This window comes from Bradyrhizobium sp. USDA 4541, from assembly GCF_024171085.1.
GTDB classification, from domain to species: domain Bacteria; phylum Pseudomonadota; class Alphaproteobacteria; order Rhizobiales; family Xanthobacteraceae; genus Bradyrhizobium; species Bradyrhizobium australafricanum.
In genome coordinates, this window is sequence record NZ_JALJZF010000001.1 from 8,534,160 (window position 1) to 8,550,312 (window position 16,153).

Consider the following 16,153-nt stretch of genomic DNA (forward strand, 5'->3'; position numbering starts at 1 on the left):
CCTTGCGCATGAGAACAAAATTAGAACTTGCCGCTTTGGACGGTCAAGCAATGCGCAACGTTTCCGGGCATTTTCCCCGGTTTTTCCGATCGGGCGAGTTGGTTTGGCGGGCGTAGGGGAGAAAAGCTGCCCAAACGGAGGGCTCCATCCTACCTAAGGAAAGGAAAACCCATTATCCTTTACTTACACGAATCGTAAGGAAAGGATAGCTTTCTTGGTTAATGCGACCGGAACCCGGCTGGGTACTTTCATCGAAAGCGCCGTAGGGGGCGAGGTCGTGCGCGCCTTCATGCCGCCCCCTCTCCCGCCGGTTCCGCCCATTGACCTGGTCAAGATCGTCGAGCTGCTGGATCGGGCGACGGCCGCCTTAGGCCGCCTGGACGGCGTGACCACCGTTCTACCAGCCCCGCCACTTTTCATCTACATGTACGTTCAGAAGGAAGCGGTCCTGTCGTCCCAGATCGAAGGCACGCAGTCCTCGCTTTCCGACCTCCTGCTCTTCGAAGCCGATGAACTTCCCCACGCTCCGATCGACGATGTCGAGGAAGTGTCGAGCTACGTGGCCGCCCTCAACCACGGCCTGGGCCGCCTGCGCACAGATAATTTTCCTCTGTCGCTGCGGCTGATCAGAGAGATTCACGGCGTACTGCTCCGCAACGGACGCGGAAGCACCAAACAGCCAGGCGAGTTTCGGCAATCCCAGAACTGGATCGGTGGAACGCGACCCGGCAACGCAACGTTTGTGCCCCCTCCCCCACATCTCGTCATGCAATGCCTTGATGAGCTGGAGCGCTTCCTTCATGCGGAGCATCAGGGCATTCCTCTTCTCATTAAAGCCGCTTTGGCGCACGTTCAATTTGAAACCATTCACCCATTCCTAGACGGCAACGGCCGTCTCGGCCGCCTGCTCATCACATTCCTTCTTTGTGAAGCGGGTGCCCTCAAAGAGCCTGTGCTCTATCTCAGCCTCTATTTCAAAACTTATCGAAAACGCTATTACGAGCTGCTTCAACGAGTCCGCGAGACCGGCGATTGGGAAAGCTGGATATCCTTCTTCCTTGAAGGCGTGATCGAAACCGCGACCCAGGCAACCGAAACCGCGCGCCAGCTATTGGAGCTGTTTGAAAAGGACCGGCGCGCCATATCCGCGCTTGGCCGGCCTGCGGCATCGACGCTGCGTGTGCATCAGCTTCTGCAGAAGCGCCCACTTCTATCGGTGCCGGCGACGACAAAAGAACTTGGTCTTTCGAAGCCTACTGTCGCCAAGGCGATGGAGCATCTGGAAAAACTCGGCATCGTCCGCGAAATCACCGCCAAGCAGAGGCGGCGGATATACGCCTACGTCCGCTACCTCGACATTCTCAATCAAGGCACCGAAGCGCCAGCATGAGACTATAACCACCAGCACGTCACCTTGGTCCAGCGCGGCGAAGGCACGGGCGAGCTGTGGCCGATCGGCCCTCATACCGCTCATCTTTTCACTGAAGACCTTGACGGCGCCGGCAGCCTTTAGAGCGTCGACTTGCCCAGAATGATCCTGCTCGGAGGTCGATACGCGGGCGTAGCCGTGTTTCACTGTCTGTAATTTGCAGCAGACTGATGCAACAGTCAAAGCGGTTACGAAGACTGATGACTACCAGTGTTGCAAGTTTTTGACTTGTGCAACAAGCTCGCCAGTGACTCACACATCATTCATCGTCGTCCGAGTCATCCTGATCCGATTCGAACTCCTCCTCGAGTGTTGGGATGAGCTCATCGTTCTCGCGAAGCGCTGAACGCTCGTTGGCATCTATAAACTTCACGGCCGTTACGGACTTGGCGGCTTCGAGTGCTTTGGACTGCAAAGCAGCCATAGCCGCCCGAAGCCAGTTCGAAAAGAATCCAATCGTGATCGGCCATCCGGCTCGTCGCTTTGATCACCATCCCTGGAATACGCACCTCGACGTGAGCACCTCGCGTCTCGTCCAACAAGGTCAGCAGACCAACTTGGAGCGTGTCTACCACTACCTGACGGGAACGACGTTTCGGCAGCGTATCGACGCCGTAGTCGAGAAGTTCAACGACATGCGCGAAGATCTCGACAAGGAACGCAAATTTATGGGACGCCAGGGGGCCAAGCGGGAGACCCAGATACTGGCCGTCATCGAATCCACGGTGGGAATGGTCGGCGACCTTCAGGCCATAGCTGGGAAAGCCATGCCAGAGATTCCAAGTTTGGAGGTGCCCTTGCTGGAAAACGACAGCGAACTGGAGAGAAAGCTAGGATAGCACTGCAGCAGCTGGTGCTCCGGGGCCACACGGCTAATCGCAGATGCTTATGTCAGTTTTCGGAGTCGATCGACCAGTTGTGCGTACCGCACACCATTTCCGCCGGAGAAGTGCCCGCACCACGCGGCAAGGAACTGTTTCTCTAAATCCAATCTCTTTTCGCGCCGTAGAATGATTGCAATGCGCCAGGGATAGTGCGGCGCCGGGACTTCGCCCATCTTCAGGTACCTGGAAAATGCATCGGCAATAATGGCCGTCTGCTCTCCGAGATTGTTATCGATTGCCTTCAGGTGGTGCCTGAATTCGCCTTCGCTCAGCGAAAGGAAAGGGGGCCCGGACGAGGCTTGATTCCAGCTTTCGCCGCTCGCACGCATTCGCGCGATAACGGCACGCTGGTTGGCGGACAAACCAACGAGCTCTTCGTGAGATAGCCGTGGCGTCTTCTCCATGCAGTCGATGAGTACGCGGAGTGCATCATAGTCCGCTCCACTCACCTCGGTTTCAGACGGGGAACCTCCTGTCGGCACGGTCATGAGGTATGCCAGATCATTCGCATAATCGTAAATGCGATCCCACGATGATGCCGAGCTAACTCGTTGATAAGCCGCTGCGCCGCACGTAATTGGCTAAGCGTGCACCGACTTCAGGAAACAAAAACGATAGCGCAGGCATCCATTCGTGAGGCGGCGCGTACTTTGGATCTCCATTGCGCAATTTGGTACGCATCACCTCGCACCGTGAAGCCCACTTCCCAGTCGTATCTTGGCTTTTCAGCAACTCCTTGTGACCCGCCACCTCGACAGCAAAGGCAAACGCCAGCATGCTCTCCGGATGCTTTTCGGCAGTCTGGTGGGCGCACTGGATCAACGTATCAAACTGCCATCCCACGCCATGCCCCTTCAGGCCGCTCAAGACGGCATGCATCATACCTCTGAAGCTATTATTCCATGCAGGTCGATCGGGTACGACGACGTCGTGCTCAGCGAGCTTGGCCTTGATTGCGAGCCAGCGATCCTGATGTTCCGGCCTTCCCTCCATCTGCCGAGTCATATTCACCGCCCAATAGGCAATGACTTCATCACGCAATTGCTGGTCAAAGCACTTTGCTTCCTCCGCCTCATAATCGAAATAGTAGGCGCGTTGCCGCTCGATCTCCTTCTTGACCGCGCTAAAAGGCACCACGGCTTCCTGCCACTTGTCACTGACGGAGCCGGCATTGCAGAACGGAACGCGGTAGTGGCATCGCAGGTGAAACTGCTTGGTTTGCTCTGATAAGCGAGCCGTTTCCTCGTTGACGACAAACACGTTTGAATTATTGGAGAAAAGCAGGTCATCAGTGGTCATACGCCTGTAGTCTTCCGAGAAACTTCCCAAAATCCAGATCAGGTGCGCGCTAACATCGCGATAGAACATCCGACGGCTGACTACCACGTCCAGAAAGGTCGTCGAAAGCTGCGCCTCAAAGGCAAACCGCCCTTCGGTCGAGGTCGCCTGCACGTCTGGCTTGCGCCACGTCCGAGGATCATGGGACACACTCCAACGTTTCTCTTGTACTATGGTCTCTGTATCGAATGCCGGATCTGCCCGCAAACTGCGTTCAATGAGCCGCTTGATACGCTTGTGCGCTTCGCTTTCGCGCAGACCGTGATACTTTCGCGCGCGGATTTCCTCTTCGCTCAAACTACTCCGTGTTATCGCGGGGCATGAGCCATCTTCCGTCTTATGGCGGAAGAAGAAGCGCTTGCGCATGTTGGCGACTAGGTGCACTGGCGTACCGCAAATCGCGCAAAGATGCCGTGGCTGCCCCTTCTTCATCCCCTCGCGCATGGCGACACGCGCTTCCACCAATTCGCTGTAGCGGTGCGACGCTATGAACGTTGTTGCGCGCTGTACCTCACCTGAATTGAGGTCGATAACCTCTGCGATCTCCGGGTCATTCACTGGCGCCGCGAAAGAGCGCGGTTCGATGGTGACGTTATGGCCCTTAAAGGTCATTGGCGGGTGCCCAGGCAGGAGGTCGAACAGACGACAAGCTTGGCCGATTCGCTCGTAATATGGTTCAATGATCTGGCTGGCCACGACTTCACTAATCCAAGCTGCCTATAGGGAGTGAAAGATGATTCCCACTAGGAAGCCCATAATGCTCGTCCATTCATGCGACCAACTCTCGACAAACGGTCGTGCGAGACCGAGCCAAAACAAGAGGCTGGCGATACCCACGATCATGGTGAGCAGGATGCTACCACGGATGAGCGTCCGCTCCCGCGTCGTTCGCAGCAAAGCTGCCGCATCGTCATGAAGGGCCAACATGGCGACCCCGGTTTTGGCAGAATCCAGTACTATCGCCAGGATGACTGCTGACCAGAACCGGCCGTTTAGTGGAGTGAGGTGAGAGATCAGCCACCCCGCCGGTAAAACGAAAACTGACTTAAACAGGCCGTCCGCTGCTCCGTCGAACTTACTGGTCCACCATCGAAGCAGCGCATTGGGAACCTCTTCGGGGCTTCGCTTAAATTGGGTCAGAAAGCAGCCATCTATTGCGGAGCCAAATGCGAAAGAGCCGAAGAATGCAGCTGCTATAGAGTATTCTCGTGCTTCAGAAATAAGTGCGATCGCAAATAGGACCATCGTGTAAAATGCGCTGACCGTCGCCATGCCCCACGATGGACCGTCTTCGATCCTGTGTGGGTTCATCTCGGTCCACTTCTTGGCAGGGATGAGGAAAGCGGCAAGTATGCCCAGGAATAAGAGGTTATTGGCAAAAGGACTCATAGATTGCAGGCCCCGCGAGCCTTCGTAATAGGCAAAGCTGTATCAACTATAGCGAGTATGTCCGCCCTACTATTACTCGCAAGAACATATTCTGGCGATAGCCGCGCTTAAGGGTCAATGCCATGGCGATGTCCGTCGTGCCCCGGCTCTGATACGCTTCAATGCGAACCGTGCCAGTGCGGCCAATACGTCCCACTTCTCCGACCAGGGAACACGCGCCAACCAGCGTCGGCTGGATACGCTAGTGCCAGCCACGCCACGATACCGACGATGAGGATGGCCGCGACTATCGCCTGCCATCCCTTGGCGTCGAAGTCGAAGCCGGGACCTTTGAATTTCAGTTGATGGTCGGACATACAGCTCTCCATTGAAAACCTTGAGAGCCGGTGGGATTCCTATGTCGGGGTTTCGGAGCTGATCCGCAACGCACATAATCGGTTATGCACGTTTCCCACAGGCAGCTGTGCGAATCCCGGTTTTCGTCAGTTCTTCCAGTGGGTTATGAAACTTTATCCCCGCTATATACAAGATTTTCCAACACCCGCCGCTGAATACGTCAGCGAGCACCGGCTGGCACATTCCGCACGTGCTGCATCGTCAGCACCTCGTGGGCTTTCCCGTCTTCCGAGCTCATCGTAAGCCAGTTGGTGGAGGTCGGATACGATATGACAATTCTGGCTGGTCGGTACTTTGCCCCCTGTAAGAAGGGATGCTTGCTGACATCGAGCGGTTCGAGCAGCAACACAAAAACCAAGCCCATGATGCTGAGCGCCAGAGCTTCGATATCGTCTTGCGCATTGGTGAGTGGCTGCAACTGAAAGCGCGACTGGTTCAGCAGCGTATCGCCCGTGTTCATTACACAATAGAGCCCGGCCCCGTCGGGCCAGTGACGCGGGTCGTCGAGCATGTCCAGTATCGCCGCGTCCCGCGAGAACGTGCCGGAAAGCCGCTCCCGCCCCCTTGCAAGATTCTTCGAGACGGCAGCCGCTTTGGCGGTTTTCAACAGCCAGCGCTCAATGTCGTGCCCCGACACCAGGGCATGCCTCTTTCCCGCGTCGTGCTCAAGATACGATTTCAGCGACGCAAAGAAATACTGTGCCGCATCGTCGAGCGGATGCAGCGCGCTGTTGTGCTTGGTGCAAAGGCAGTTGGTCCGCAGGCTTTGGGACGCCAGTATCTTGGTCTCGTCCGGCGTAAGCCATGGCAGGCCGGCAACCGAGAATTCACCGTCCCCTTTTAACACCCGGATGACCGACTCTGAGATGATGTGTTCGCCGGATATTGGGGCAACACAAGACCCTAATTCCTTCATGTAACACTTGGCGACACTCGATGACGGCGGAAGCGACCTTAGCCCGAGAGTGGCGGCGGGCTTGTGCCAGTCTTTGCCGTTAAAGCAGCAATGGCGGGCGGTCTTCTGCGAACCGCACGGACGGGGCCGTTTAAAACCGCTTCTCGCCTTCGCTTCCGCTCGCCCATCACGTACCCGCATGTTACGCCGCCTCAAACTTGTTTGTCGCATCTCCTCAGCACTACGGGTCAAATGCCGCACCCATCTTGGGTAGGGGACGGGTGATAGTTGGCGTCAAGCCACTTCATGCTGTACGCCGATCAGACCGGGCCTTCCTGCGGCGCCGCCGCGACCTGCGACGGCGATCGCAGGGAGCAGTATGTGGCTTAGCGGCATCCAACGCATGCGCATGGAGTTCGTTGGACGAGGGATCGATGGTTGATTGGGGCCGCTCTCTTTGATCGGCGACCGCTTTTTCGAGCGCAGAGAGGAATTGCCGCCCCTCTTGCGTGATTTCCCAGCCGAGAGCGTCACGAATGACAAACTTCGCCGAAAAGATATTCAGATCCGGGGCATGTTCGGCCAACCGCTTCATGCGATCGGTCCAGTCGCGGCCGCTGTTCATCAGGATCTCCACGGCGCGTCGGACTTCGGCAACAGAGGCCCGCCCGGTGGGCTGACCGGCCAGCACTTTCAGGACGGTCAGCTGGAAGGACACTTGCCGTGTCTCCGATGGGCTGTGTGCGCAGTTCCCGTCCAATGGTTCAAGATCAGGGAAACGTCGTCAACAGCATGGCGCCGTTAACCTCAACTATATTGGCTAACTACGAGCGCCGGCGTCCTGAAATCGCTCGCCGGCTCATGCGCGAGCGGTCCTCGAGCGGGCACGCTATCAGCACGCCGCAGGCTCGTATCGTCCATAACGGACGGACTCGCCTCGGTGAGCTCGTTTTAGAATCGACAGCACAAGCTTTGCGTCGGCCGGTGCAGCAAGTTGCTACAAGGACATGCGCGGCGTACACCTCCTGGCCCGCTGGGCAGGAGTGTACGGTTCGGACTATTCATGGCACCGAGGATATTGTGTCAGGTCCACACTGCTCCAGGGCGGGCAGAATCCGGAACTGCTGTGGCACCGGCGAGCAATGCCTTGATTGAAGCCGCCACGGGGCTTGCGGCAAAGCCTCAGTTGGAAGCGACGGTCGTAAAGGACCGCCCGGCGAACCAGATCAAGGCATCGCCGGACAGGCGCGAGATCACAAGTTGCAGAGGGCAGCCCGCAGGTGCACTTCAATCAGCCAACCCGAAGATCCTCAGCTGACGTCTTGCCCGAGCGCCCGGCCTTGAGCTCGTAACTGACCCGAGCCCCCTCCTCAAGGGTGGTGTAACCGGCCTTTTCCACGGCACTGATGTGTACGAACACATCGGCGCTTCCGTCCTCCGGCCGAATGAAGCCATAACCTTTGCTGGAATTGAACCACTTCACAATACCCATTGCCACGGCGGCATCTCCATCAGTGAACCTTCGTGATCTAGCGAAGACTCTCGCAGCCATCAAGGTGGGCGGCAAAACGACGCTCGTCCGCCGCAGCAATCACGCCCTCAACTTTTGCCCGATGACCAAAGTGCTGACTGTTTTGTGCGACGGCCGGCAGCAAGACCCTGACGTCGTAAATCTTCGTTTCAGGGGCGAGATCCGGATGGGCGTTCAGCCCGCGGCTCAATCATCGCGCGCCACCTTGTTACAGGATAGTTGCAGAGCCGACGACGTCGCATGCGCATCCGAAGCCGAGCTTGCGCGAATGCTGCGGTCTCCCTTGCAGAACCAGGCGACGGCAAACTCCTTTGCGCAACCCGGAGCAGGATCAGCAATCCGTGTCACCTCTGTACGAAACGTACACTCACTCCTACCATTACACGCTTCTGCAAGCGCATCCGTGGTGTTGCCGCGCGCTGACATCCAGCGGCAATTGCCGCCATACGTGCCGGAAACGACCGAAATACCCGATTGCGTGATGGCATCTCCGGTCGCATCCCGCAGTGCATACGCGGCCGCCGCACCAACAAGAGCGGCAAAGCCGACAGTTCCCCATCGCACCAGGAGCCTGCGCTGTTCCGCCGAGGCCGCCTGATAGGCGCCGCGAATTCGCCTGCGGGCCGGTACCTCGAAGCCGAAATGCAACAAGATCGCGGCGCAAGTCGCCAAGGCGAAAGCAAGAGCGAACGCACCGAGATGGCTAAGCAGTTGGATCGACGTTTCCCAACGCACCACCGGAAAACGCCGGAAGATGATGATGTGTATCAGATAAAGGGCAAAGCTGGCCTCGCCCAGAAAGACAAGCCATCTTGCTGACAACAGCCGTCCTGCAATGCTGCTGGGCTGAGCCGCCGCGACAAGGATGAGCGCAACCGGCGCCGCCAGGGCGATATTGTTGCGTGCAATATCGAACAGGCTCATGGAAGCCCCAAATGGCGGCTTGTGGGCGGTAAACCAGAACACCCAGCTAATCGCTCCGACGCCAATAATTGCCGCGATGTCGAGCAGAGCGCGCGACGGTCTAAAATCCTGCGCCGACCACACTTCATGGAGCCTTGCCAAGCAACAGCCGAGAACGAACTCCCACACCCTGCAAAACGGCGAAAAGTAGACGATCCAGAGGATGATCGTGTTCTTCCAGTTCGGCAGAGCCGCCTCCGTGCCATAGGCATGAAGCGCAAACAGGTTGATGCGGCCCTGCAGCATGAGCACGGCAAGGTCGATGCCAAGCTCGATTGCGACGGCTCCAATGGCGCACAAAACCGCGGCGGGCACAGTTCTGATCCGCGCAAGGAGCGGACAAACGAGCGGAAAAACGAGATAGAAGAACCACTCGGTGCTCACCGACCAGGAGACGATGCCGACCTCCTCGTACTGCCAGACGGGAGCTGCACCGGCGATATTCGCAAAAAACCAGGTTTGAACCATCCCGAGTTGAAACGGGATGAGGTGCGTTGAGAATCCCTCGGCCGGCGCCTTGGTTCCGAGGAGCCACGGCCAGACAAACGGTCCGGTCAGCAATTCGACGAGAAAGAGAACAACAAACAGAGGATAGATTCGCGCTATGCGCGCCACGAGAAAGTCCGGGATCGCTTTCCGCGGGCTGCTCACAATCGAGCGGCCATAGTTATATTGAATGACAAAGCCACTCAGCGTGAAGAAGACCGACATTCCGAGCAGGCCGAGTGTCCCGACGCTGATATCAAGCGCGAGACTGGGTCCCTGCAGGAACAGGCTGCCGCCGTGAGACAATGCGACCGCTGCCGCCGCGACAAACCGGATACCGGTCAGCGCGGGTATCTGCTTAACCATCGATGTCGCTCGTCATTTGCGAGGTGGGTACAAATCCTGGCGGTCGATGGCACCAAAGGCACGCAGCTGGACACGTGCTAAAGGCAGGGAAGACTGATCGCATCGCGCGAGCGTGCCATGCGATCAGTCAAACTTCTTCGGAAGCTCAAATCGGTTATCAGAGCGCTCTCGCACCTTATTGGTAGGCCGGTCAGCGCTGAAACTCTGACTTCTGGTAGGGTGGCTCGGATCGAGGTCCATATTTCGACCGGTTCTGGCCCACGCTACGTCCGCTGACCTGTCAAACTTGAACCGCGCCATTGTCTCACCGGAAGCCTTCCTGAATGGGTCGGCGCCAGCCAATTTGCGCTCCCTCTGCGAAGGGAGCTTGGACGCAAGGTACCCGATGAAAGCCCAGGTCAGAGCAACACGCTGTCACTAAGGGCAGCCTCACAACGGATACGTGCATCAGTTCACGTCCTACGTGGAAAACCGCAAAGGCTAATCATCAGCCAGCCACCAGGAGGTTCATGTGCAGAAGCGGAGCGCACAAGGTGCCTATCCTCGTGACACTCTTGCGACCAGGTTCGTCCTTACGCCCCGCCACCAGCCGGCCTAAGCCAGCCGAGAGTGAGATCGCTACCTGAACGCATCGCAGACGGAACGAGCAGCCAATCCGAGTCGCGCGTTCAATCTTTTTGACAACGACTGTCAAGGAATCTCGCTGCGGATTGGTGCAGCAATTTACTATTCTTGTTCTGCACGACCGGACGCGCTTTCGCTTGGATCTGGCGTGCCAGCGAAGGAAAGGAACACGTGATGAAAAAGAAGATCGCCGAGATCAAGACCACGATCCGCACCACCACTCCGTACACGGGTACGCTCTAGGTTGGTGCGACGGATGCCTTGGATGCATCTACCTGATGAGAGCATAGCGGCATCGGAGGGTGGTCGTTTCGACCACCCTCTTTTGTGACGGTTCGGGAGAGTAAAATGGTTGATTTGATCCAGCAGCGCGTGCTTTCAGCCATATCAGCATCCGTCGAGCTCAGTGCGATCACGATTTTGAAGGCGGAAGCGGGCATGGCGCCGCTGCCGACGATCAAATCGGCACTCGCGAGCTCCCATTATAACTTCTCTATCACCGACGGCGACTGGCGGACCGGCGGCTATCTTGCCGGGCTGCAAACGCTCATTGACGCCGAACTAAGGTGGGCCAAAGAAAATAGGCCCAAACTGGTTGAGGCGGCACAACAATCCTTGAAGCGGCTATTCCCCCTCCTAAACAGCGACGCCTTTACCGTGCCGAAGGATCTCACCAATACCTCGAGCAAGGAGGAGCGTACCCGGTTCTATCATCATGAATATCAAAACAAGCTTCTGGTCGGACTAGCCGAATTCCTGATCAACTGCGCCCAACGGCACAACGAGCGTCACATTATCGTCATCGATCGGGCGGCGGCCCTGTCCGGCTCGGCCAAGAACCTGATCAAACTGCTCGTCAGGCTGGACGACGATGCGCGGCTGTTTCGCTTCGTTCTGATTGACTATGAGCAACGCCTCTATTTCCCGGACGCCAGCGAGGTTCATTTCGGCAGATATAGCTCGCAAGAGCTGGGACCAACTTTTGATCCGGATCTCGCCGCGGAGAAGCATCGGCAGATCTATGAGGCAAGCGGCGGCAATCCGTTGATTGCGGAGGCTTTGAGCAAATGCGCTGCGGCAGGATTACCAGTCGTCGGCTATCTCGACCCGACCGCGACCGTGGATCTCTATCTGGCCAGCCTCAACACGGGGGAGCGGCATAGCCTTCTCAAATCTTACATTGAATCCAACTGCACGACGCCTGACCTGATCGCGCAGCGAAACTATGCGATCTTCGAGCAGGCGACCGCAGATCATCTACACGAGCAGTTGCACCATGCGTGCCTAGAGCGTTATCTGGCGGGCAAGGCGCCTCTCGTCATGCTTCATGCGCTATCGGTACGGGACAAGTACAAGCGCCTGGAGCTGCTTGCAGAACCAAGTCAGATTCTCCAGAGCATTGGCCTGTACGATCTCTGGTTTGGCTATTTCGGGGAAATTTTCGCCGACCCTGCGCTTCGCACCTACGGCTCCGGGGATGCTAGCGTGAATGCCGCCTTCATCAACGCGGCTTTCGTGCTGTACTCACTCGGCTGCGGGCGGGTATCGGTTCCCTATCTGGATGAATTTGACAAAACCTTCCCAAAGAGCCGGTACACGCCAACGGTTCTCTATGCCCAATCAATGACGTATGGACGCTATCAGCAGCCGGTCAACCTCACGCTGGCCGAGGAGTACGCGTTAAGGAACCTGGAGACCATCGAGCGGGATTTCAGGGGGCACGACAAGTACGACTACATCAAGGTATTTGCAGAGAACGCCTATGCTTACATCAAGGCCAAACAGCAGAAGTACGACGAAGCCCTCGCGCTTTGCGCCGAAGGCCTTGGCAAGATGCTTAAGGCCTATGGCGACGAGCGCTTCAAGCTTCACCAATCGATTCTGATCTACAACACCAGTCAGGTCTATGAACTCATCGACGAACTTTCTCGGGCTGAGAAGCAGTTGCGTGAGGCCATTGCCTATGATCCCTACTATGGAGAGTATCACAACGACCTGGGGAACCTGCTTTCGAAAGTGGCTGGAAGGGAAGCCGAGGCGCTGGAGGCCTATGCACGCGCCATTGAACTTTGCCCACCCTATTATGAGGCTCACCTGAACAGGGCCGCACTTCGCAGCAGAATGGGAGATGCCACTGGCGCACTCGCCGATCTCGACAGGACACTTGTCATCAAGCCAAATGAATGGCGAGCTCACTTCGAGAAGGGCAACATCTTGATGCGGCAGGACAGGCCGAAGGCTGCCCTGGAGTCCTATCTGGCGGCCGCCGAGATCAATTCCAAAAACCCCGACCTGCAGAGCAATATCGGCCTTGCCTATTCCGAGCTTGGCAAGGCGCACGAGAGCATCGCGCACTATGTTCGAGCTCTTGACCTTAACCCTCGACATGCGCTCACCCACAACAATCTCGCCATCGAGTACTTCAACGAGGGCCGGCCAGATATGTCACTGAACCACGCGACAGTCGCTGTCGAGATAGGAGGAGACCCAGACTACGTCCTCACCCGTGAGCACATTGAGAAAAGCCTGCAAGCTGACTTGGCTTCGCGGCGGGAGCGAGCTTCTACATCTTCCGCGAAGCCGCGGTGAGCTTGCGGCTCATAGCACTCTTGCCATCGAGCGCGAGCGGCGTGAGACAGGATCGCTAAGAACATGAGTGTTGCACATCAAAGCTCCGGCGGGTCTAGCGGATGCTGTTGCGGCAAGCGCTGCAACTCAGGCTGACCGGCAAAGCAAGCGCCTGGGCCGGCGTAGTCGCGAATGGCCGAACGCCGACAGGGAGGTAGATAGGTAAATGCGGTGCCTTTTGCCAAGCCGTCCTATTGCGAGAGCGTCCATCGTTGGCTTGCGGGCTCATCGCACCGATGTCGCGTCACAAAGCCAGTGCCATCCATCTGTCCTTCCGCGTCAAGCGATCAGATGATCCCCGATGAGCTAAGTCAACAATGAGCGGGGCGAACACACGGCAGTTCATCTATCTCTCGCATTTGATCATTCAGATCGGTGGTTGGGCGTTCCGTATCGGCATCCTGATCGGCCTTCTGCAATCCGGTATGAGCGCCGCGGGTCTCGGCATTGCGGTTACTTTTGCGCCTATCATGCTCGGGAGCCTCTTCCTGTCGCCGTTGGTCGACCGAGGCGATCCGATCTCGGCCATGATGATCGTCAATGCTGTTCGCATATGCGCGCTGCTCGCCATCCTCGGCAGCGACGGAGCCGATTCCTTTCAGAGCTATGCCGCAATGGCCGTCCTGAGCCTGGTCCAGCCGGTCTATTTGTCTGCAGAGGTTGCTTTCTTCCGTCGTATTACATCGGAAGACGGCATGATCTCGGTGCTACGCAATATCGCCAATATCGACTGGCTCACCTATCTTTTGGGAATGTTTGCAGGTGCCATGCTGTCCGATCAATTGCACTTGCCCGGCGTTTTGGCCTTCAACGTATCGGCGATCATGCTGTCCTTGATTGTGCTCCTTGGCATCAAGCAGCAGTTCAGAAGAACGCCAGCAGTGCTTGAGGCGCGGCCTTCGGGAACCGTCCAGGACTTGGCACCGCTCTATCCCGCATTCTTGGCTGTTTTTCTGCTCAACCTCGGCGCCGGCATCATCAATGTCTATCCTGCGATACATGCCACAGCTGACGGGGTTCTCGACAAAAGCGTTCTACTGACGATTGTCATGACGAACGGCGTTTTTGCCTTGCTGGGCGCGCTAGCCGTCAAGCCAATTTACGATCTGCTAGGCGCTCTGCCGACCATTGCCGGGGCTGCAATCCTGCTTGCGGCATGCCTTGCGCTGATGTCACTCGATGCCGGCCTGCCCGTGGTCATCGCGTCCAGCAGCGCAATGCTTGGTTTCGGCCAGATCTTTGCGGCTGCCGCTCACGCGCACATGGTGTCTTCAGTGGTTCCCGACCGGGCCGGTCGCCTTTCCGGGTTATTTCAATGCTGCACATACAGCGGCGTTGCGGGAAATGGCATTGCTTTGTCGCTTCTAGGTGATTGGCTTGCTCTCGGCACGATCGTTCTCTTATGCGCGGCGAGCGCACTTGTTGCCTTCGCCGTTGCGACCTTCGCGGTGGTCAGATCAAGGGATTCTCAAGCTTCATGTCCTGCCGATCGCTAGATCAGGGATCCACACCATGCCATGGGATCAGCTGTTCATTTTAGAACGCCCTTTTTCGGATCCGGCCTTGCCGGGACGACAATTCTATTGTTGGCACTGCTTGCTATTAGACGGTTTGCTGTCCGCGTTTCCAAGCCGCGCTGCGAGGCTCGACGTTCGTCGGATTCCCTGGGCGAGGCCACGAGCCGCGCTCATCGAGAGGCTTGGGCAGGATCATCAGTCCGCGCCCGTTCTGATTTTGGAGAAGGAAAGCCCTTTACCAGTGAATGCGAAGTACGCGAACGGGCTCGCCTATGTCAACGATGTGTTTGCAATCCTTGATCTTCTGGCTGCGCGCCACGGATTTCCTGCATCTTACCGTCGAACAGTCCGCAGCTGGTAGGTCCATGATGGCCATCAACGACTTGACGCCTGCAGGGACCCATCCGGGGGGCCCTTCGATTGAGCGGCTTGCTTGATCTGCCGGGTTGGGGCCTCGAAATGCGATGGCTGATGATTCGGCATCAGTATTTCTGACAGCGCCCAGCGCTCAAACTGTTTGACAGCCGCGCTATTGCGGGCTTGCCCATTGACAAACATGTAGATTGAGCGATTGACCGGCACGAAGCCGAATGGAGCTACGAGCTCTCCTTTCTCAAGGTTGCTTTTGACCAGAATTTGCGAGGATATTGCGGCTCCCAGCCCACTTTTGGCCGCCTCCATAGTCAAGGAAAATGTATCGAAAACGACCTTGCGCGATGCTTGCAAGCATATTGCAGCTGCGCTGGCCCATTCGCTCCAGGCGTCCAGCCTGTCAGCCTCGTGCAACAGAGAGATAGACAGAATATCTTCCGGGCTTTTGATCGCCTCGAGCGTAGCTGGCGCACAGACTGGGCCAATCATCTCATTTGAAGCATGCACCTCGCCGACGGGAAGCGGCCGCTTCAGCGGGCCGGCGACAAACAATACGTCCAACGCACCAACGGCGAGCGCGTCAAGATCGGCTTCCGTTTCAAAGACAAGGTCAATGTCCGGATTAAGTTTGCGGAACCGACCGATACGGGGCAACAGGCCGTGCGACAAAAATGTGGTTGAGCACCCGACCACCACAGAACGTCCTGCATGGCGCCTTCGCAGCTCGTAGCATCCCTTCTCGAGCATGGTGAATGCGCTTGCACAGTTGCGCTTGAGCTGTTCGCCATCGGATGTCAGCCGCACGCCCGAACTGTGCCGCACGAATAGTCTCCTGCCGAACCAATCCTCAAGCAGGCGCATCTGGTAGCTTACTGCGCCGGTCGTCATGTTTAGCCGCTCGGCCGCCCTCGAGAAACTTGGAAACTCGCTGACTGCCTCAAACAGATGGAGGCTCTTCAGGATCGGTAGCTTGCGCATCTTCTTTCCTGCCTCTCACTGGGATAGCTATTGTGGAGCCGTGCAGTGCACCGATCTTCTCCAGCGCCAACAACCGCCATCGCTGACTGCCGGGACCGCGCACGACTGACACTTCTTTCGGGTCGGCCTGTCACGGCGAACTCAACGACCCGGCTCCCTACCCCACCCGCAGGACCAGATATCGATCAGGTACACAAACCTTCGAATCTTGGGTTCCCTGAGGCACAGTCGGATTTGAGACCATTCGGTGCAGGGTTCATCGCTACGCGATTTCTCCAGAAACGCCAGGACGGAGCTTTCAGGTTTGGAATAGCTACTCATGGGCCAATCCGGCTCAGCAAAACTAGGCCAGCCATA

General features: G+C 57.2%; 15 protein-coding genes and 1 pseudogene. 5 read left to right on the forward strand and 11 right to left on the reverse strand.

The window, feature by feature from the left end:
* The first annotated feature begins 289 nt into the window (after window positions 1-289).
* Window positions 290-1,390 carry a Fic family protein gene (locus J2R80_RS40605; RefSeq protein WP_253641084.1) on the forward strand — a complete coding sequence of 367 codons (1,101 nt, stop codon included), beginning with the start codon at window positions 290-292 and terminating at the stop codon, window positions 1,388-1,390.
* 18 nt (window positions 1,391-1,408) lie between these two features.
* Here the strand turns inward: J2R80_RS40605 and J2R80_RS43370 are convergent.
* A pseudogene (locus J2R80_RS43370) lies at window positions 1,409-1,576 on the reverse strand (recombinase family protein); the annotation flags it as partial.
* Window positions 1,577-1,746: 170 nt separating this feature from the next.
* Between J2R80_RS43370 and J2R80_RS40615 the strand changes: the two are divergent.
* Entirely contained in the window at window positions 1,747-2,268 is a 522-nt protein-coding gene (locus J2R80_RS40615; protein WP_253640660.1) for a DUF2130 domain-containing protein, read from the forward strand.
* Window positions 2,269-2,315: 47 nt separating this feature from the next.
* On the opposite strand, the gene J2R80_RS40620 is transcribed toward J2R80_RS40615, so the two are convergent.
* The 9 genes from J2R80_RS40620 to J2R80_RS40660 form a co-directional block, all read right to left on the reverse strand.
* Window positions 2,316-2,801, reverse strand: a complete 486-nt coding sequence (locus J2R80_RS40620) for a hypothetical protein (RefSeq protein ID WP_253640661.1) — start codon at window positions 2,799-2,801, stop codon at window positions 2,316-2,318.
* A 55-nt stretch (window positions 2,802-2,856) separates the two neighbouring features.
* Complete coding sequence (locus tag J2R80_RS40625; protein ID WP_253640662.1) at window positions 2,857-4,347, reverse strand: DUF6035 family protein; 1,491 nt, start codon at window positions 4,345-4,347, stop codon at window positions 2,857-2,859.
* A gap of 21 nt (window positions 4,348-4,368) precedes the next feature.
* A complete protein-coding gene (locus tag J2R80_RS40630; protein WP_253640663.1) occupies window positions 4,369-5,040 on the reverse strand; it encodes a hypothetical protein in 672 nt (223 codons plus the stop codon).
* A 158-nt stretch (window positions 5,041-5,198) separates the two neighbouring features.
* Window positions 5,199-5,396 (reverse strand): hypothetical protein, encoded by a 198-nt coding sequence (locus tag J2R80_RS40635; protein WP_253640664.1) that lies wholly within the window; start codon window positions 5,394-5,396, stop codon window positions 5,199-5,201.
* Window positions 5,397-5,596: 200 nt separating this feature from the next.
* On the reverse strand, window positions 5,597-6,352 hold the full coding sequence (locus tag J2R80_RS40640) for a hypothetical protein (protein WP_253640665.1): 756 nt from the start codon (window positions 6,350-6,352) through the stop codon (window positions 5,597-5,599).
* A gap of 283 nt (window positions 6,353-6,635) precedes the next feature.
* Window positions 6,636-7,049 carry a hypothetical protein gene (locus J2R80_RS40645; protein WP_253640666.1) on the reverse strand — a complete coding sequence of 138 codons (414 nt, stop codon included), beginning with the start codon at window positions 7,047-7,049 and terminating at the stop codon, window positions 6,636-6,638.
* 573 nt (window positions 7,050-7,622) lie between these two features.
* Window positions 7,623-7,829, reverse strand: coding sequence for a cold-shock protein (locus J2R80_RS40650; protein ID WP_050424578.1), 207 nt, complete (start codon window positions 7,827-7,829; stop codon window positions 7,623-7,625).
* A 31-nt stretch (window positions 7,830-7,860) separates the two neighbouring features.
* On the reverse strand, window positions 7,861-8,052 hold the full coding sequence (locus J2R80_RS40655) for a hypothetical protein (protein WP_253640667.1): 192 nt from the start codon (window positions 8,050-8,052) through the stop codon (window positions 7,861-7,863).
* The gene (locus tag J2R80_RS40660) at window positions 8,049-9,677 is read right to left on the reverse strand and encodes an acyltransferase family protein (RefSeq protein ID WP_253640668.1); all 1,629 of its coding nucleotides are present in this window, start codon (window positions 9,675-9,677) and stop codon (window positions 8,049-8,051) included. Before J2R80_RS40660 ends, J2R80_RS40655 begins: the two co-directional genes overlap by 4 nt.
* 972 nt (window positions 9,678-10,649) lie before the next feature.
* On the opposite strand from J2R80_RS40660, the gene J2R80_RS40665 reads away from it, so the two are divergent.
* The 3 genes from J2R80_RS40665 (at window position 10,650) to J2R80_RS40675 (ending at window position 14,807) form a co-directional block, all read left to right on the forward strand.
* Entirely contained in the window at window positions 10,650-12,890 is a 2,241-nt protein-coding gene (locus J2R80_RS40665) for a tetratricopeptide repeat protein (protein WP_253640669.1), read from the forward strand.
* Between the two features lie 356 nt (window positions 12,891-13,246).
* Window positions 13,247-14,425, forward strand: coding sequence for an MFS transporter (locus J2R80_RS40670; RefSeq protein ID WP_253640670.1), 1,179 nt, complete (start codon window positions 13,247-13,249; stop codon window positions 14,423-14,425).
* A 16-nt stretch (window positions 14,426-14,441) separates the two neighbouring features.
* A complete protein-coding gene (locus J2R80_RS40675; RefSeq protein ID WP_253640671.1) occupies window positions 14,442-14,807 on the forward strand; it encodes a DUF3088 domain-containing protein in 366 nt (121 codons plus the stop codon).
* Between the two features lie 14 nt (window positions 14,808-14,821).
* On the opposite strand, the gene J2R80_RS40680 is transcribed toward J2R80_RS40675, so the two are convergent.
* Window positions 14,822-15,796 (reverse strand): LysR substrate-binding domain-containing protein, encoded by a 975-nt coding sequence (locus J2R80_RS40680; protein WP_253640672.1) that lies wholly within the window; start codon window positions 15,794-15,796, stop codon window positions 14,822-14,824.
* Window positions 15,797-16,153: the final 357 nt, after the last annotated feature.